This is a genomic window from Rhizobium esperanzae, assembly GCF_014197615.1.
In the GTDB taxonomy this organism is placed as follows: domain Bacteria; phylum Pseudomonadota; class Alphaproteobacteria; order Rhizobiales; family Rhizobiaceae; genus Rhizobium; species Rhizobium esperanzae_A.
Map to the genome: position 1 here is coordinate 11,668 of NZ_JACIFY010000010.1, position 16,991 is coordinate 28,658.

Sequence of the window (16,991 nt, forward strand, 5' to 3'; positions counted from 1 at the left end):
AGGAGCCCGCCCATGACCAATGCTTCCACCGAATCCTTCTTCAATCGCTCGCTTGCGGACGTCGATCCCGAGATTTTCGGCGCGATCGGAAAGGAACTCGGTCGCCAACGGCACGAGATCGAACTGATCGCTTCCGAGAACATCGTCTCCCGCGCCGTGCTGGAAGCCCAGGGCTCCATCATGACCAACAAATATGCCGAGGGTTATCCCGGCAAGCGCTATTACGGCGGCTGCCAGTTCGTCGATATCGCCGAGGAACTGGCGATCGAGCGCGCCAAGAAGCTGTTCGGCGTCAATTTCGCCAACGTCCAGCCGAATTCCGGCTCGCAGATGAACCAGGCCGTGTTCCTGGCGCTGCTGCAGCCGGGCGACACCTTCATGGGTCTCGACCTGAATTCGGGCGGCCACCTCACGCATGGTTCGCCGGTCAACATGTCCGGCAAGTGGTTCAACGTTGTTTCCTACGGCGTGCGTGAAGGCGACAACCTGCTCGACATGGATGACGTCGCCCGCAAGGCCGAAGAGCACAAGCCGAAGCTGATCATCGCCGGAGGCACCGCCTATTCCCGTATCTGGGACTGGAAGCGCTTCCGCGAAATCGCCGACAGCGTCGGCGCCTATCTGATGGTCGACATGGCCCACATCGCCGGCCTCGTCGCCGGTGGCCAGCACCCGTCGCCGTTCCCGCATTGCCATGTCGCCACGACCACGACCCACAAGTCGCTGCGCGGCCCGCGCGGCGGTGTCATCCTCACCAATGAAGAGGATCTGGCGAAGAAGTTCAATTCGGCTGTCTTCCCCGGCCTGCAGGGTGGCCCGCTGATGCACATCATCGCCGCCAAGGCCGTTGCCTTCGGCGAGGCGCTGCAGCCGGAGTTCAAGGACTACGCCGCCCAGGTCGTCAAAAATGCCCGTGCACTTGCCGAAACGCTGATCGCAGGCGGCCTCGACGTCGTCTCCGGCGGCACCGACAACCATCTGATGCTCGTCGACCTGCGCAAGAAGAATGCCACCGGCAAGCGCGCCGAGGCAGCCCTCGGCCGCGCCTACGTCACCTGCAACAAGAACGGCATTCCCTTCGATCCGGAAAAGCCCTTCGTCACCTCGGGCGTGCGTCTCGGCGCACCGGCCGGCACGACTCGCGGCTTCAAGGAAGCCGAATTCCGCGAAATCGGCAATCTCATCGTCGAGGTTCTCGACGGCCTGAAGGTCGCCAATTCCGATGAAGGCAACGCCGCCGTCGAAGCCGCCGTGCGCGGCAAGGTGGTCAATCTCACCGACCGCTTCCCCATGTATGGCTACATGGGGTAAGGAGTAGGGATGCGCTGCCCCTATTGCGGTTCGGAAGATACCCAGGTCAAGGATTCGCGACCGGCGGAGGACAATACGTCCATCCGCCGGCGGCGTATCTGTCCGGATTGCGGCGGCCGTTTCACCACCTTCGAGCGCGTGCAGCTGCGCGAACTGATGGTCACCAAGAAGACCGGCCGCAAGGTGCCTTTCGACCGCGACAAGCTGGTGCGCTCCTTCGAAGTGGCGCTGCGCAAACGTCCCGTCGAGCGTGACCGCATCGAGCGCGCCGTTTCCGGTATCGTCCGCCGGCTGGAAAGCTCCGGCGAGACCGAAATTTCCTCCGAGCAGATCGGCCTGCAGGTGCTCGAAGCCATGAAGAGCCTCGACGATGTCGGCTTCGTGCGCTATGCCTCCGTCTATCGGGATTTCTCGCTTGCCGAGGATTTCGAGAAGGTCATTTCCGAAATCAACGCCAAGATTGCACGCGACCCGCTGGACGGATGAACTATGAGCATTACGCCGGATGACGAGCGTTTCATGGCGGCGGCGATCCGCCTGTCGCGCCGGCATCTCGGCCGCACTGCCACCAACCCCTCCGTCGGCTGCCTGATCGTCAGGGACGGCGTCGTCGTCGGCCAGGCGGTCACTGCCGTCGGCGGCCGTCCGCATGCCGAGCCGCAGGCGCTCGCGGAAGCCGGCGAGGCTGCCCGCGGCGCCACCGCCTATGTGACGCTCGAACCCTGCTCGCATCACGGCAAGACGCCGCCCTGCGCCGAGGCGCTGATCGCCCATGGAGTCGCCCGCGTCGTCATCAGCGTCACCGATCCCGATCCGCGCGTCTCCGGCCGCGGCATTGCCATGTTGCGCGAGGCCGGCATCGAGGTGGATGCCGGCGTGTTGGAGGCGGAGGGCCGGCGTTCGCTGGCCGCCTATCTCACCCGCCAGACGAAGAACCGCCCCTATGTGACTCTCAAGCTTGCCGTTTCCGCCGATGGCATGATCGGCCTCGAAGGGGAGGGTCAGGTGGCGATCACAGGCCCTGAGGCCCGCGCTGAGGTGCAGGCACTGCGCGCCGAAACGGATGCGATCCTCGTCGGTATCGGCACGGCGATATCGGATGATCCGCTGCTGACGGTGCGGACCCCGGGTCTCGAAGCGCAGTCGCCAATCCGCATCGTGCTCGATCCCGCGCTGGCACTGCCGTTGACGAGCAAGCTGGTTGCCACGGCCCGGGAAGTGCCGGTGATTGTGGTGGCGAGTGAGGAAGTGTCATTCTTGCAGGCGGAGGGGATACCCCCCTCTGTCCTGCCGGACATCTCCCCCACAAGAGGGGAGATCGGCAAGGAGCGTGATCCGAGCTCCCTCGCTCCTCTTAGCGACAAATCGACTTCAGGGAATGTAGGGCAGGGAGCAAGCCCCCAGCCGATCCCTCCCCTTGTGGGGGAGATGCCCGGCAGGGCAGAGGGGGGTGCTCCACCCACCGACCCCGCCGACATGGACTCCCGCCGCACCGTACTCGAAGCCGCCGGTGTCGAGGTTGTCTACTGCAATCCCTATCATCCGGAAATCCTGCTGCCGGCGCTTGCGACACGCGGCATTTCCTCGCTTCTGGTCGAGGGCGGCGCAAAGACGGCGCGGCTTTTTCTCGATGCCGGCCTTGTCGATCGTATCCAGCTTTACCAGGCGCCCGTGGTCATCGGTGAGGGCGGTATTGAAACCCCGCTGCGGGCAACCGACATACCATCCGGTTTCGCCCATCGGGGCACGTCTCTATTCGGCGTTGATCGCCTGGACGAATATGAAAGAGAGAATTGATGTTCACCGGAATTGTCACGGATATCGGTACGATCGAAAGTGTTTCGGCGTTGAAGGAAGGCATCAAGCTCCGCGTCGCGACCGCTTATGATCCCTCGACCATCGATATGGGCGCCTCTATCTCCCATTCCGGCATCTGCCTCACCGTCACCGGCCTGCCTGATGAAGGCAGCAACGGCCGGTGGTTCGAGGTCGAAGCCTGGGAGGAGGCGCTGCGGCTGACGACGATCGGCACATGGCAGCAGGGCAGCCGCATCAATCTCGAACGGTCGCTGAAGATCGGCGACGAACTCGGCGGCCACATCGTTTCTGGCCATGTCGACGGCAAGGCGGAAATCCTCTCGGTGACGTCGGAGGGCGATGCCACCCGTTACCGCCTTCGCGCCCCCGAACATCTGGCGAAATTCGTCGCTCCCAAGGGCTCGATCGCACTCGACGGCACCTCGCTGACGGTCAACGCGGTCGACGGCACGGATTTCGACGTCCTGCTCATCCGCCACACGCTCGAAGTCACCACCTGGGGCGACCGCAAGGCCGGCGATTTCGTCAATTTCGAAGTCGACACCATGGCGCGTTACGCCGCTCGGCTGGCTGAATTCCCGAGCGCTTAACAGTGAAAATCGCGGTCTGCGTGGGCGTTGTTTCGCGCTCTACCAATCCGGGGACAGCTTCGTCAAATACTGGCCGTAGGCACTCTTGCCGAGCTTCTCCGCGAGCTTGGCCAGGTCGTCCTGCGAGATGTAACCCATGCGCCAGGCGACCTCTTCCGGGCAGGCGATCTTGAAGCCCTGGCGTTTCTCCAGCGTGCTGACGAAACCTGCGGCATCGTACAGGCTGTCCGGCGTGCCGGTGTCGAGCCAGGCATAGCCCCGGCCCATCAGCTCCACGAACAGCTGGCCGCGCTCGAGATAGGTGCGATTGACATCGGTGATTTCCAATTCACCGCGCGGTGACGGCTTCAGGTTGGCGGCGATATCGACCACCTGCTGGTCGTAGAAATAGAGGCCAGTCACCGCCCAGTTCGATTTCGGCTCCTTCGGCTTCTCCTCGATCGACAGCGCATTCATCTTTTCGTCAAAGCCGACAACGCCATAGCGTTCCGGATCGGTGACATGATAGGCGAACACTGTCGCGCCCTGTTGTCGACTTGTGCCGGATTTCATGATTTCCGGCAGTCCGTGCCCATAGAAGATGTTGTCGCCGAGAACGAGTGCCGAGCTGTCGCCGTGCAGGAAGTCGGCGCCGATGATGAAGGCCTGGGCGAGGCCATCCGGGCTTGGCTGTACGGCATAGGTCAGCGAAATTCCCCATTGCGAACCGTCGCCGAGAAGGCGCTTGAAGGCCTCGACGTCATGAGGCGTGGTGATGATCAGCAATTCCCTGATACCGGCGAGCATGAGAGTCGTCAGCGGATAGTAGATCATCGGCTTGTCGTAGACCGGCATCAGCTGTTTCGAGACGGCCTGCGTGATCGGATGCAGACGCGTGCCCGTGCCGCCGGCGAGGATAATTCCCTTCATGCCCATCTCCTTAAAGACCCTTATTCAAAAGGTCTTGCATGACAACCGTCATGGACTGCTTCCATTCCGGGAGCCGGATTCCATATGTTCTGGCGAGCTTGTCGCCGTTGAGACGCGAATTGGCCGGACGCTTTGCCGGTGTCGGATAGTCCGCCGTCGGGATGCGCTCGATGCCGACGCTTCTGCCGCCGGATTTAAGAAGCTCTGCGAATATCTCTTCGGCAAAGTCCGCCCAACTGGCTTCGCCGCTGCCTGTCAGGTGAAAGGTGCCGCGGAGCGATGGCGCAGGGTCCGCTATGATACGGGTTGCGATCGCAAGGATCGCGTCGGCGATGTCGAGTGCCGAGGTCGGGCATCCTGTCTGATCGGCGACAACGCGAAGATGATCGCGCGTCTCGGAAAGCCGCAGCATCGTTTTCAGGAAATTGCTGCCAAAGGGCGAATAGACCCAGGCAGTGCGCAGGATGACGTGGTTCGGGTTCGCCGTCGCGACGGCCTTTTCGCCCGCAAGCTTCGAACGGCCGTAGACCGAAATCGGCGCCGTCGCATCCTCTTCGGAATAGGCGGAGGCCTTGTCGCCACTGAAGACGTAGTCGGTCGAAATGTGGATGACCGGGGCCCCGATCCGCGCGGCAGCCTCGGCAACCGCCCCGGCGCCTGCCGCGTTGACGGCAAAAGCAAGCTCGGCTTCGCTCTCGGCCTTGTCGACCGCCGTATAGGCGGCCGCCGAGACGATCACATCCGGGTGCAGAGCCGAGAAGGCGGCTGCGATGCTTTCGGGATCCGCAAGGTCCATTTCCGGGCGCCCGACGACGCTAACTTCGACGCCCGTTTCGGCGCCACGTCTGAGCAGCGACTGAACGAGCTGGCCCTGTTTGCCGGTCACGGCAATGCGCATCGCTTATTGTCCCTTGAAAACGCCGAGGCGTTCGCCGGAGTAGACGTTTTCGCGCAGCGGCCTCCACCACCATTCGTTTTCCAAGTACCAGTGCACCGTCTTTTCTATGCCGGTTTCGAAAGTCTCTTGTGCCTTCCAGCCGAGTTCGCTTTCGAGCTTCGAGGCATCGATCGCATAGCGTGCGTCATGGCCGGGGCGGTCCGTGACGTTGGTGACCAGACGCGCATGCGGTGCCTTGTCGCTGTAGACGCCGTCGAGAATAGCGCAGATGCGATGAACGACATCGATGTTCCTGCGCTCATTGCGGCCACCGACGTTGTATTTTTCGCCGGGGCGTCCTCTGGATGCGATCGTAAAAAGCGCGCGGGCGTGGTCTTCGACATAGAGCCAGTCGCGGACATTCGCGCCATTGCCGTAAACCGGAAGAGGCTTGTCCTCCAGTGCGTTCAGGATCATCAGCGGAATGAGCTTTTCCGGGAAATGGAACGGGCCGTAATTGTTGGAGCAATTGGAGACGACGACGGGCAGGCCGTAGGTGCGGTGCCAGGCGATCGCCAGATGGTCGCTCGCGGCCTTGGAGGCGGAGTAGGGCGATGATGGATCGTAAGGCGTCGTTTCCTCGAAGAGCCCCTGGTCGCCGAGCGAGCCGTACACCTCATCCGTTGAGACATGCAGAAAACGGAAGGCACTCTTGTCGCGCGCGTCAAGCCCATCCCAATAGTGCCGTGCGGCATCCAGCAGGCTGAATGTACCGACGATATTGGTCTGAATGAAATCCGCAGCGCCCGAGATCGAGCGGTCGACATGGCTCTCTGCGGCGAGATGCATGACGATATTAGGGCGGAAGGACGCGAATGCTTCCTGCATCCTGGCGCGGTCGCAGATGTCGGCGCGCAGGAATTGATAGTTCGGCATCGATTCGACGGATTTCAGCGATGCCAGATTGCCGGCATAGGTCAGCACGTCGACATTCAGCACCTCGGCGCCGATTTCGTTGACGAGATGGCGCACCAATGCCGATCCGATGAAGCCCGCTCCGCCCGTGACCAGTATGCGCATTGGCGATCAATCCTTGGGTTGCTGTGCTGAATAGGAAAAATGGCTTGGCAGATCGGCGAGCCGCGGCAGCGTCTTGTCCTTGTCGGATGAGACCATGTCTCTCTCATCGAAGGGCCAGCGAATGCCGAGCATCGGATCATTCCACGCGATGCCCCGATCATGCTGCGGGCTGTAGGGTGCGGTGACCTTGTAGCTGATGACGCTGTTCGGCTCGATCGTGACGAACCCGTGTGCGAAACCGGCCGGTATCCAGAGCTGCTTGCCGGTTTCCGGCGAGAGTTCCTGAGAGAGCCATTTGCCGAAGCTCGGCGATCCCACGCGGATATCGACGACGACATCCATGATCCGGCCGGCAAGGCAGCGCACCAGCTTGCCCTGTGCGAACGGCCCTATCTGGAAATGCAGCCCCCGGACGGTGCCGGCCTGCGCCGAAAGCGATTCATTGTCCTGGACGAACGTGACGTCGGCCACATTTTCCCGGAACCAGGCATCCTTGAATACCTCGGAGAAATAGCCGCGATGATCGCCGAAGCGTGGCGGCGTGATTGCAACGATGCCCTCGATGGCCGCGGTCTCAATACGCATGGCTTACCTTTTCTGCGGCCTTCATCAGGCGCCTGCCTTCATGACGCTCATCAGCATCTCCGCCTGCGAGCGGCTTCGCATGGCAGCAAAGCCTGTCGCGGCAATGGCATCGCGCTCGTCGGCATCTGCGATCAGCTTGTAGCAGCGCTCGATCATGTCGTCATAGCGCTCGATTGCCAAGCCGCCGATGAAGGGTTGGAGATCCGGATCGCGGATGTCGCCTTCCGTCAGCACGCAAACCTGATTGGCGAGCAGATAGGAAATGCGCACGATCTCGAAGACGCCGCTCGCATAATGATGGATGTTGATCACGATCTTGGCGCGGGCAATCGCCGCATCGCGTTCCGCGCCATAGATGTTGAAGAGGTGCGCGACCTTGAGCCCGCGGTCCTTCAGCGTCTTCAGGATATGGTGGCGGCGTTCGTTCATCGAGCCGTAGAAGAGGACGTCGATATCCTTGACGGGATTGTGCTGAATCTGGCTCAGGCAACCGCTGTAACCGATTTCGAGCACACCGGCGTGATCTATGCCTTTGGCGGCAAGGTTTTCGCGGTTGCGCGGGCTGTAGTCGAGCACCGGCATCGCCCTCAGGATCGACGTATAGCGTGAATTGATCCAGCTGCTTTCCTCGGACACCTGCTCGAGGTTGATGACGACGCTGTCTTTCGGCAGATGGTCGACGATCTCAGCGGGGAGAAGATTGCCGCCGTAGATGATCGGCGCACGGCCGGCGAATGCGCTCATATCGCGGACGATCGGCGCCGAGCCGCCGAGTTCTTCGAAGGCGCCTTGCAGGCCGAGCGCAACTTCGTCGAAGGCGTGGCTGTGATTGTAGTTCTCGGGCGTCACGATCCAGATGCAATGACGGTCCTTGTGTGCCTGCCATCCGCCGGCGAAGGGCAGCAGCGTGTTGCGGAGCGGCTGCTCGATTTTCGGCGCAGCTGGTATAGCGGGCCTTTCCGTCCGTACCGGCTGCTGCGGCATCGGGGAGGCGCCTGAGGGCTGCGGAGCATAGGCGCGCATCAATTCGCGGCCGCCGATGAACTGGCCGCGCGGCATCCAGGCGGGCGGATCATCAGCCATCCAGATCAAATGCGGCTGCTTGACGAGCGGCTGGCGGCCTTCCTGCCACGAGGTCAGGAGAGCCTCGTCACGGCTCTTCAGAAACGCTTCCTTTGCAACAAAGAGGCCATGCAGCATCCGGCCGAGGCGGGTACCGAACTTCCATTCGAAATCGGCAAGAGCCGGTACGAAGGCGGCGATTTTCAATCCGGAGGCGGCAGCCTGCTGGACATAAAGCCCGAGCAGGCGCTCGATCACAAAGGGGCGCATCTTCGCGTTGGCATCGCGCGAATAGTGAGCCGTACCGGAATAGGCGGCGCCCGCCGGCGTGCCGGCGCGCGCTTGATGTTCCAGCGATTCGAGAATGCGTTCGCAAAAAGCGAAATAGCCGGACCAGAATTTCCGATTGCCGCAAAAATAGTTGCAGAATGCGAAGGCAGTCTTGTCCTGCGGCGGCGCGATCGGATAGCCGAGCTCCTGGATATGCAGGAAGATCGGGTCCATGCCGGGATGACCGCCAAGCAGCGAATGTTCCCAGACGTTGCTGTAGATCGCCGCGTGGCCGATCAGCGGATTGTAAAGATAAGCGTCCGCACCTTCCGCCCTGGCCTTTTCCGCCTCTGTGACGAAGGATGGAAAGCTCGTGACGGACTTCATCTCGAATTTGCTGGAGAGCAGCCCCCAAAACACGTCGTCACCGAGGCCGATCGCCTCGTGATGCTGATGCAGGGTGAGGAAGAGTTCATATTCGCGGGTCGTAGCCTGCGTATTGAACGAGATGTCGAGCGGCATGGCAGCCGCATCGAGCTGGCTGTGCTGCAAAGGATCGAGATAAGGCTGATAGATAATGACGGATCCAGTGCCCGCAGCCTTCTCCGTGAGAAGCGCCAGATCAGGAAGACCGGCCGGCAAAGAAGAAATGGGCTGATTGATCGTCAAGGTATCGTCCTTCGCGAGTAGCTGCCGTCTTCGTGATTCACGATACGGCATTCGTATGGGTGTCGACTATTGGACGTGAAGCTTGCGCCACCCTGTTGGCAGGAATTTCGCTGGTCAGCCTGGGAACAGGTTAGGCCGCGATGTTCGTATCAGGCCAATTGCATGCTAGTGCCCAACTCTGGACGGCGTCATGAAAAACGAAAAGATCTATGTAACGAAGCCCAGCCTGCCGCCGCTCGAAGAATTCATTCCTTCGCTGGAGGCGATCTGGAACAATCGCATCCTGACCAATGGCGGGCCATTCCACGAGCAACTTGAGCAGGAGCTTTGCACTCATCTCGGCGTGAAGCACATCAGCCTGTTTTCGAACGCTACCGTTGCGCTGCTGACGGCGCTTCAGGCGCTTCGCGTCACGGGCGAAGTCATCACCACGCCTTATTCCTTCGTGGCCACGTCGCATTCGCTTCTCTGGAATGGCTTGAAGCCCGTCTTCGTCGACATCGATCCAGTAACGCTCAATCTCGATCCAGCGAAGATCGAGGCGGCGATCACCCAGCAGACGACGGCGATCATGCCGGTGCATTGCTACGGCCACCCTTGCGACGTCGATGCGATCCAGAGGGTCGCGGATCTCTACAATCTCAAGGTGATCTATGATGCCGCCCATGCCTTCGGCGTGGAGGACGAACGGGGAAGTGTTCTCAATCACGGCGACCTTTCCATCCTGAGCTTCCATGCGACGAAAGTTTTCAACACATTCGAAGGCGGGGCCATCATCTGCCCTGATGCCAAGACGAAGACCCGCATCGACCAGTTGAAGAACTTCGGTTACGTCGATGAAGTGACCGTGGTGGCGCCAGGCACGAACGGCAAGATGAGCGAGTTCAACGCGGCTCTCGGCCTGTTGCAGCTGAAATACATCAAGTTCGCCTTCGAAAGGCGTGAACTCATCGACCGTGCATACCGCGAGCGGCTTCACGGCGTTGCGGGGATAGAATGCCTGGATCGTTCCGGCGAGACCGTCTCCAACTTCTCTTATTTCCCGATCCTCATCCGCCCTGAATATCCCATTTCGCGCGATGGGCTCTATGAGTTGCTCAAGGAAAACAGCATTCATCCGCGCCGTTATTTCTATCCGCTGATTTCCAGCTTCTCGATGTACCGCAGCCTGCCTTCCGCGCAGCCGTCGAATCTGCAGGTCGCAACCGAAGCCGCACTGCAGGTGCTCTGCCTCCCCATCTATCCTGATATGGAGATGGAGATCGTCGAGAAGGTCTGCGCGCTTATCAAGTCGGCCTAAAAAACACGGTATTCCGTACTGTCATCTCGCACCGCAGATCGAAAGCATCTGCGGTGCGAGAGTGCGCCAATAGACACTAGATGTAGGGCCTTTGCATTTAGGTTGTCGCCTATCCGGCGTTTCTGATGTAATGCGGCCATTCTTCAGACTGGATTGTCGCGATGGTTTAGAGCAATGCGTTGCGGACGACATCGTGAGATCGCGCCATTGCGGTTCGCATGGCCGGTTCGGATCGAGGTCGGGACTGTAGGGCGGAGGAAGAAAATCTTCGCGCCAGCTTGCGGTAGCGACCGGATCCATTTTTCCACTTTTTTAACCCTCGGCGACACTATCCGTTCACAGTTCTTGAAGGATCTAAAGAGGCGCAGGGTGCAAAAACTCACCTATGCGTGTGCGGTGAATTGTAATTGCCGCCGCATGCCTCGTTATTTTGGTCGTGGATCTTTAGGATATTTCATAATGACAAGTGTATTCTCCGTCATAGACACCGGTATTTTGCCTGCACAATATCAGATTAACCTTAGTAACGACGCTCAAATTATCGGGTCAGTCGCTGGCGATCTCAGCCTTTCCTTCTCACCAGGTGCCGGTCGCGTGATCATGCGGCTTACCAACACCTCGACCTTGCCGGTCAACTGGACCTTTGTTGGCTTTCACAAGCTGCTTGGAACTTACGACTCTCGCCCGAATGCGATCAACTACATTTACGTTGAAGGCTTCGGGAACGCACCGGCAACAATTCGGATTTATCAGCCTGAATCCCCTTTGGTTGCAGCGACACCCACGATTACTTATAGGCTGAACGGAGTGAGCGTGGGGACTTTCGAGCTCCTGTCGACCTCCTATAAGGCTATGATCCGCTCCGTTACCAGCGGTCTGTCCATCGCAGTGGATTTTGGAAATGACGGCTACGTTCCGCCGCCTGGCTATGGAGCGTGGCCTACAGGGACGGGCTTTGTCGCCGACCCCACTCAACCGGGCCTGACTGCCAGCGCCAACGGCTTGCTGGTGACTTCATCTACGACGGCAAACCGTCAGATTCGGAGTAATGTAAGCGTATCGACAGGGCGCTTTGCATTTAAGTGCACCATCCAGGCGATGCAGAATATTGGTAACGTGTGCGGGGTCGGTGTCCTCGGTGCTGACGTACCCATTGACAATCTGGGCGATACAAACGTTCACCTCTACCAAGGAACCAGTGTCTACGTGCCTTATCGGAACCAGAGTCGCGTTTCGATAGCTCCTCCGTTCACGGTCGGTGCTATCTTCGAAGTCCTTCTTGATCTCCCGTGATGCAGGAAGGCCAATCACAGCCCGCCACCGTAACAGGTTGGCGGGTTTTTCATTTGGAGAGTGAGGTGAACGAAACCACCAAGGCTCATCCGGTGCAGATCGCGTATCGTGCGCCGCCAGGCGCTGTGGTGCGGTGTCACCATTCATGCCACGTCCGCCGCCTCGCATCGCTTGGCTGCGCTTAAGACATTGTGGCCGATCATGCCCAAATGAGCCTTGATACCGTTCAGCGGATGCGAGCAGCAGTTCGGATGTCACGACTCATGCGCCGCAACAGTCAAATATCCCATGGTCGATCTACGTCTTCATGACGGTGAAATAGCCATGCCGGGTATAGGCTCCGGCATCGGCGTCGCCGATGCCGGCGAGATGGATGCGGAGGTAGCGGCTTCTTCACCAGCCTGGCATCCGGGCCGTCGTCATAAGCCCAGCCGTCGGCGAACACGCATCGAGCCATCCCTTGACGAGCCCCGGCATTGACGACCAAGCACAATGCCATCGGCGCGGTTTGCTCGGTTAAGCCGACTCAATTTTCAGCAAGCGCCAGCTCTGCCTGCCGGATAAGAAATCGCGACCCGGCGCATTGCTGGTGGCAGCTCACAAGAAAGCGGTGTGACCATCGATCACGCCGTCTTCGTTACCTCATAAATGCCAGATTAAAGCGCCAGTTGCGGAGCTTGGATTTCGATCCGCTCCGTCACCGGGCGCCGGACGCCTTGCGGCTCAATCTCGACCCAGCGGTTTTCAAGCCGCGAGCGCTCGATCGCTTCCAGCAGCCGCAGTCCTTCCTCCGCCTCCGCGAGTCCGAGCACGTAGGGATGGGGCAGGCGTGCTATAGTGCTCTTGCGCTGCAATAGGGCGTCGGCGAGATCGGCATAATAATTGGCGAAGGCTTCGATGAAGCCCGAGGGATGGCCCGCCTTGAACCGCTCGTAGCGGATATCGTTAGCGATCATGATATCCGGGCTGGCGCGATCGAGAATCTGCTTGCGGCCGTTGCAATCGTAAAAATAGGCAACCTCGGGAGTTTCCTGAAGCCATTCGATCGATGCCTTGGAGCCGTAGAGCCGCACACGCAGTCCATTGCGTTGCCCGAGTGCGGTCTTGCCGTACCACATGCTGCAATGCAGGCCGCCGGCGCAGCGCACGAGCGCCTGCACATTGTCGAGCACCTGCGGGAAGTTACCGAAACTCTGGCCGGTTGCGCAGACCTCTTCCGGCTCCCGCCGCGTGAGGAAATGAAGCAGCGAGTGCACATGAACGCCGAGATCGAGCGAAACCGTGGGCACGGCGCCATCGTGCAGGCGCCAATCCTGTGGCGTCATCGGCTTCCCGTCACGGCGGAAACGGAGGAAGCTTTCCTGCGGCATCTCTATATGGATCTGTTGCAATTCGCCGAAAACACCGTGCTCGACCATGCTGCGGATTTCGCGGAGCATGGGGTATCCCGTATAGTTGTAGGTTACGGCCAAAAATGCCTCGTTACGCCGAGCATTCTCGATCAGGCGCGCCTCTGCGCTCGAGCCGGCCAGGGCTTTTTCCGAGATCACTGCAATACCAGCCTCTAGTGCGGCGACAACCTGCTTCGTATGCTGCTGCGTCGGCGTAAGCACGACGAGGGCGTCGACGTTGCCGGCCTCTTTCGAGAGCAAGGTATCGAAGTCGGCGTGGCAGCGTTCCGGCAAAACGCGATACTGCCGCGCTGTCTCGCGATTGACGTCGTCATGGCGGCTGAAGCAGCCGGCGACAAGATCAAATTTCTGATCAAGCTCGATCGCATCGCGATGAGCGCGACCCACAGCGGAATTAACGGCACCGCCTAGAAAAGCGAGGCGCAGCTTCTCTGGTACTCCCTGGCTTGAGCGGGTCATGCGAGATCTCCTTGCATCGTTTGGAGCGAAATGAATGTTTTGAACTCCGGCGCCACCTTCAGCATTTCGTCTCGCGTCTCGAAACGGGCGTAGAGGATAGCGAGCTTGTCTAGCGGTGCCGAATTCATCGGCTTGCCGGTGGTCTTGAGTTGCGCGATGCGGACATCGGGTGATGGAATGGAATGCGAGAAGGAAAACGGCGTCGAGGGCGTGTCGGAGGTGATGGTGTGGCGCCCAAAAAACAACGGCGGATTGAAGCGCGGATTGACCGAAAATTCCTCGCCCAGCAGCAGCGTTATGACGAGATCGGCATAATCGATGCCGAGAGACTGATCGACAAGCGAGCCGTAAAGATCGCCTGGGCAGCGCCGCATGCATTCGACGATCCAGACATCGTCGCCTTTCGACAGGAACTGCGTATGAATGAGGCCGTCCTGCAATCCGAGCAGCTTGACGACGCGCGCCATAATGGCCCGCGTCTTCGATCGGATGTTTTCGGAAAGGCGCGAGGGATGGTTCGATGAATCGACCTGGTATGGATAAACCGTGCAATATTCGTCGACGAAGACGTCGAAAACGATCTCCTGATCCTTGATGAAGGCGGAATGGCTGTGCAGGCTACCTTCGATAAATTCCTCGATAACGATCTCGGCCGTGCGCGAGTTTCGCCGGGCATCGGCGATGGCGTCGGCAAGTTCTGTCCGGTCGAAAACCTTCGTGACGCCACGACCGCTGAAACTGTCGCTTGGTTTTACCAGCAGCGGATAGCGCAGCGCATCGGTCTCGACCGGCGAGTCGCCATGCAGGCGCACCGAACGCGGGGCAGGGATATCGTGCTGCTCTGTAAAGTTGCGGAACGCCTGCTTCGTGTGAATGATGGTCGCGGTTTTCATCGAATCGAAGCGCGGAAAGCCGAGTTTTTCGGCAACGAAGGTGGTCGACATATAGGCAACGTCATTGCCTGTCGGCACGATGAAATCGAAATCGCCGTTCTCGGCGAGGGCGAGCAAGGCGTTTGGATCGCTGTAGTCGATGGAATGCGAGTGATCCGCATGCGCGTGGCAGGGTTCGTCCTGTCTGTTCCCACAAACGGAAATATGGAAGTCGCGTCTTTTCAAGGCGAATAGAAGGGGAACTGCACTGAAGTTGCTGCCGACGAGCAATGCTCTTTTGGTCATTCTCAAATCCGTTCCACACATCCCCGGATTGGTTGGATGCGCTGCACATTGGCCTACTGGAGCGCACAGCTCGATAGAGGGTGCGCAGTCTGTCAGCGTCCGTTTTCAATATGAGAGACTGGAAACGAACGCGATATTGAGAGTCATAGGACGTGGGCGTTACCCGAGGCTTGCCGCTTGGAGGTGAGTTGTTTGTGGGAAGGAGACGGATCGTCTTGTTAAGCCGATTGCCATCTCATACATTTTCTGCCGTGATTCCAACATCCGCATCGGCCAGAGATGCCGACTGCAGCTGCGAAAAGAGACACCGCGCAATGAATGAAAAACTGCCCGATCTGATCGAAGGCGAGCGTATATTCTTCCAGAAGGTGTTCGAACGGCAGTCCCGAGCAACAATGGAGATGCGGGAGCAATGGCGCGCGGAAACGATTCTTCAGCGCAGAAGACGCGTGTCGTCTGAGATCTACGATCTGCTTGGTGGGGTCGTGAAATACGGCCCGTTCAAAGGGCTGTCGCTTGCGAAGAACAACTGGTGGGGCGGTGGCGACTTCGGATCAATGCTCTTGGGCCTCTATGAGAAGGAAGTACTGGATTTCCTGTTCTCCGAAAGATTGGGTGCCGTTGAGAACTTCGTCGATGTCGGCGCCGCCGATGGATATTACGCTATCGGCATGGTTCGCTCGGGTCGGGCGAAAAACGCCGTCTGCTTTGAGCTGAGCGAGGAGGGGCAGCGCACCATTGCATCGAACGCAGAGGCGAATTCCGTGTCGGACAGGATCGAAATATTCGGCGCCGCAGACAGGCTGTTTCACGAAAAGCTCAGCCCGCTAGATCTGGCTAAAACACTTATCCTCATTGACGCCGAAGGTGCGGAGTTCGAAATCTTTGACGATTACTCCTTATCGGCATTGAAACGGGCGACGATTGTCATCGAGGTTCACAACTGGGTGGAGGGTTTCTGGGACAAGTACACTCGTTTCCTCACCTCGGCTTCAGCGCTATTCAACGTCAAATTCATTGCGCCAGTCATCAGGGATCTGACGCAATTTCCGGAGTTGAACGATTTCACTGACGACAACCGTTACCTCATTTGCTCCGAGGGACGGCCAAACGTGATGCGCTTCATCGTCTTGACGCCCAAAGGCTGATTGCGCCGACAGGCTGGAGCGCGACAAGCGCTCCAGCCTGTCATTCAGACACGGCATTGCCTTCCAATCTTGCCGATGCTCCCACCGAGCCCCAGAAGTCCCGGGTGAAGAGATAGCCGAATTCCTTTTCCTCGCGCTCCATTTTGAACTTGGCATTCAGAATATCATGCAGCTTCGGCAAATTGTAGTAGGGCACGGACGGCAACAAGTGGTGCTCGGCGTGGTAATTCATGTTGGCATAGAAGAATGCAATCGGTGCCGGCAGATTGACTGTTCTTGAAAAAAGAAGCGCGCTCTCGTCCTTGTGATCTTCAAGACCGAGGTGCTGCGCCAGCGCCAGAACACGATTTGGGAGCGACCCGGCGAACGGTGTGATGAAAAACATGAACGTCAGGGCAGGCGACCGCGTGGCCAGGAAAAACAACCCCAGGCAGATGGTGTTGAGCGCAAGCATGGCGATCGCATCGGGTTGAGCCGCATGCCGCTCGGCGGGCATCGCTTTCAATCGCATGCCGTTGCCGAAATACGCTTCGTAGCCAAAGGCATTGCAGAGCGCGTACAGGATCCGCCTACAAAGGTTTTGATAATCAAATAGGACGAGACGCGCGGCGCCCAGAAAGTCGAGAGGAAAGTCGCGATAGATCTCGCTGTCATCCTCATGGAATGTGGAAGCGTGGTGGAACTGATGGCTTTTTTCAAAGTAGCTCGGATTGTTCCAGGTCACATAGGAAAACAGCTTGAAGAGCAATGTGTTCAGCCACTTCCTGCTGAAGACCTTCTTGTGAAACAGCTCATGGCCGATGCCGGCATAGCCGGCGAACTGCCATAGGACGGCGTTAAGATAAAAGGCCACGAAAGCAAGCGCGGGATAGCCGCCTTCCCATGCGCGGACCATCGCGAAAAGCAGGCCGGCATGGATGCTGATCCTGAGGGCAAGGTGGGAATAAGCGATCCGGTCGTTTGATGCCGTGAGTTCTCGGAACTCGTCCTTCGTCAACAAGCTGCCGATTTTGATCTCGCTAGCACTCAT

Annotated in this window: 15 protein-coding genes; 7 read left to right on the forward strand and 8 right to left on the reverse strand. The window is 59.1% G+C overall.

The window, feature by feature from the left end; genetic code table 11:
- The first annotated feature begins 12 nt into the window (after positions 1 to 12).
- Genes glyA through GGD57_RS14645 form a run of 4 tightly spaced genes read left to right on the forward strand, consistent with a single transcriptional unit; the run spans position 13 to position 3,719 of the window.
- The gene (gene glyA, locus GGD57_RS14630; RefSeq protein WP_184470883.1) at positions 13 to 1,311 is read left to right on the forward strand and encodes a serine hydroxymethyltransferase; all 1,299 of its coding nucleotides are present in this window, start codon (positions 13 to 15) and stop codon (positions 1,309 to 1,311) included.
- Between the two features lie 9 nt (positions 1,312 to 1,320).
- Positions 1,321 to 1,797 (forward strand): transcriptional regulator NrdR, encoded by a 477-nt coding sequence (gene nrdR, locus GGD57_RS14635; protein WP_085736815.1) that lies wholly within the window; start codon positions 1,321 to 1,323, stop codon positions 1,795 to 1,797.
- A 3-nt stretch (positions 1,798 to 1,800) separates the two neighbouring features.
- A complete protein-coding gene (gene ribD / locus GGD57_RS14640) occupies positions 1,801 to 3,108 on the forward strand; it encodes a bifunctional diaminohydroxyphosphoribosylaminopyrimidine deaminase/5-amino-6-(5-phosphoribosylamino)uracil reductase RibD (protein ID WP_184470885.1) in 1,308 nt (435 codons plus the stop codon).
- Entirely contained in the window at positions 3,108 to 3,719 is a 612-nt protein-coding gene (locus GGD57_RS14645; RefSeq protein WP_085736817.1) for a riboflavin synthase, read from the forward strand. The genes ribD and GGD57_RS14645 overlap by 1 nt, the downstream gene beginning before the upstream one ends.
- Before the next feature lie 39 nt (positions 3,720 to 3,758).
- On the opposite strand, the gene rfbA is transcribed toward GGD57_RS14645, so the two are convergent.
- The 5 genes from rfbA to GGD57_RS14670 are packed head-to-tail and all read right to left on the reverse strand — an operon-like array spanning position 3,759 to position 9,171.
- Positions 3,759 to 4,628: a glucose-1-phosphate thymidylyltransferase RfbA gene (gene rfbA, locus GGD57_RS14650; RefSeq protein WP_184470887.1), complete on the reverse strand. Its 870-nt coding sequence runs from the start codon at positions 4,626 to 4,628 to the stop codon at positions 3,759 to 3,761.
- A gap of 10 nt (positions 4,629 to 4,638) precedes the next feature.
- On the reverse strand, positions 4,639 to 5,526 hold the full coding sequence (gene rfbD, locus GGD57_RS14655; RefSeq protein ID WP_184470889.1) for a dTDP-4-dehydrorhamnose reductase: 888 nt from the start codon (positions 5,524 to 5,526) through the stop codon (positions 4,639 to 4,641).
- A 3-nt stretch (positions 5,527 to 5,529) separates the two neighbouring features.
- Positions 5,530 to 6,585 carry a dTDP-glucose 4,6-dehydratase gene (rfbB, locus tag GGD57_RS14660; RefSeq protein ID WP_184470891.1) on the reverse strand — a complete coding sequence of 352 codons (1,056 nt, stop codon included), beginning with the start codon at positions 6,583 to 6,585 and terminating at the stop codon, positions 5,530 to 5,532.
- 6 nt (positions 6,586 to 6,591) lie between these two features.
- Complete coding sequence (rfbC, locus tag GGD57_RS14665) at positions 6,592 to 7,170, reverse strand: dTDP-4-dehydrorhamnose 3,5-epimerase (RefSeq protein ID WP_184470893.1); 579 nt, start codon at positions 7,168 to 7,170, stop codon at positions 6,592 to 6,594.
- 24 nt (positions 7,171 to 7,194) lie between these two features.
- A complete protein-coding gene (locus GGD57_RS14670; RefSeq protein ID WP_184470895.1) occupies positions 7,195 to 9,171 on the reverse strand; it encodes a glycosyltransferase family 1 protein in 1,977 nt (658 codons plus the stop codon).
- Positions 9,172 to 9,361: 190 nt separating this feature from the next.
- Between GGD57_RS14670 and GGD57_RS14675 the strand changes: the two genes are divergently transcribed.
- Together GGD57_RS14675 and GGD57_RS14680 are read left to right on the forward strand one after the other, a co-directional pair.
- Positions 9,362 to 10,471: a DegT/DnrJ/EryC1/StrS family aminotransferase gene (locus tag GGD57_RS14675; protein ID WP_184470897.1), complete on the forward strand. Its 1,110-nt coding sequence runs from the start codon at positions 9,362 to 9,364 to the stop codon at positions 10,469 to 10,471.
- 459 nt (positions 10,472 to 10,930) lie between these two features.
- Positions 10,931 to 11,764 (forward strand): hypothetical protein, encoded by an 834-nt coding sequence (locus GGD57_RS14680; protein WP_184470899.1) that lies wholly within the window; start codon positions 10,931 to 10,933, stop codon positions 11,762 to 11,764.
- A gap of 656 nt (positions 11,765 to 12,420) precedes the next feature.
- On the opposite strand, the gene GGD57_RS14685 is transcribed toward GGD57_RS14680, so the two are convergent.
- Positions 12,421 to 13,635 (reverse strand): Gfo/Idh/MocA family protein, encoded by a 1,215-nt coding sequence (locus GGD57_RS14685; RefSeq protein WP_184470901.1) that lies wholly within the window; start codon positions 13,633 to 13,635, stop codon positions 12,421 to 12,423.
- Complete coding sequence (locus GGD57_RS14690) at positions 13,632 to 14,813, reverse strand: ATP-grasp domain-containing protein (RefSeq protein WP_184470903.1); 1,182 nt, start codon at positions 14,811 to 14,813, stop codon at positions 13,632 to 13,634. Before GGD57_RS14690 ends, GGD57_RS14685 begins: the two co-directional genes overlap by 4 nt.
- A gap of 314 nt (positions 14,814 to 15,127) precedes the next feature.
- Between GGD57_RS14690 and GGD57_RS14695 the strand changes: the two genes are divergently transcribed.
- Positions 15,128 to 15,961, forward strand: a complete 834-nt coding sequence (locus tag GGD57_RS14695; RefSeq protein WP_184470905.1) for an FkbM family methyltransferase — start codon at positions 15,128 to 15,130, stop codon at positions 15,959 to 15,961.
- Between the two features lie 40 nt (positions 15,962 to 16,001).
- Here GGD57_RS14695 and GGD57_RS14700 read toward each other — a convergent pair whose 3' ends face one another.
- Positions 16,002 to 16,991: a fatty acid desaturase family protein gene (locus tag GGD57_RS14700; RefSeq protein WP_184470907.1), complete on the reverse strand. Its 990-nt coding sequence runs from the start codon at positions 16,989 to 16,991 to the stop codon at positions 16,002 to 16,004.

Excerpts from the sequence above, each read along its gene's own strand:
- rfbB (WP_184470891.1), bottom strand. The coding sequence starts at position 6,585 with ATGCGCATACTGGTCACGGGCGGAGCGGGCTTCATCGGATCGGCATTG.
- glyA (WP_184470883.1), top strand. The coding sequence starts at position 13 with ATGACCAATGCTTCCACCGAATCCTTCTTCAATCGCTCGCTTGCGGAC.
- GGD57_RS14680 (WP_184470899.1), top strand. The coding sequence starts at position 10,931 with ATGACAAGTGTATTCTCCGTCATAGACACCGGTATTTTGCCTGCACAA.
- GGD57_RS14695 (WP_184470905.1), top strand. The coding sequence starts at position 15,128 with ATGAATGAAAAACTGCCCGATCTGATCGAAGGCGAGCGTATATTCTTC.
- GGD57_RS14685 (WP_184470901.1), bottom strand. The coding sequence starts at position 13,635 with ATGACCCGCTCAAGCCAGGGAGTACCAGAGAAGCTGCGCCTCGCTTTT.
- rfbD (WP_184470889.1), bottom strand. The coding sequence starts at position 5,526 with ATGCGCATTGCCGTGACCGGCAAACAGGGCCAGCTCGTTCAGTCGCTG.
- GGD57_RS14700 (WP_184470907.1), bottom strand. The coding sequence starts at position 16,991 with ATGAGTGCTAGCGAGATCAAAATCGGCAGCTTGTTGACGAAGGACGAG.
- rfbA (WP_184470887.1), bottom strand. The coding sequence starts at position 4,628 with ATGAAGGGAATTATCCTCGCCGGCGGCACGGGCACGCGTCTGCATCCG.
- GGD57_RS14675 (WP_184470897.1), top strand. The coding sequence starts at position 9,362 with ATGAAAAACGAAAAGATCTATGTAACGAAGCCCAGCCTGCCGCCGCTC.
- GGD57_RS14690 (WP_184470903.1), bottom strand. The coding sequence starts at position 14,813 with ATGACCAAAAGAGCATTGCTCGTCGGCAGCAACTTCAGTGCAGTTCCC.
- GGD57_RS14645 (WP_085736817.1), top strand. The coding sequence starts at position 3,108 with ATGTTCACCGGAATTGTCACGGATATCGGTACGATCGAAAGTGTTTCG.
- ribD (WP_184470885.1), top strand. The coding sequence starts at position 1,801 with ATGAGCATTACGCCGGATGACGAGCGTTTCATGGCGGCGGCGATCCGC.
- nrdR (WP_085736815.1), top strand. The coding sequence starts at position 1,321 with ATGCGCTGCCCCTATTGCGGTTCGGAAGATACCCAGGTCAAGGATTCG.
- rfbC (WP_184470893.1), bottom strand. The coding sequence starts at position 7,170 with ATGCGTATTGAGACCGCGGCCATCGAGGGCATCGTTGCAATCACGCCG.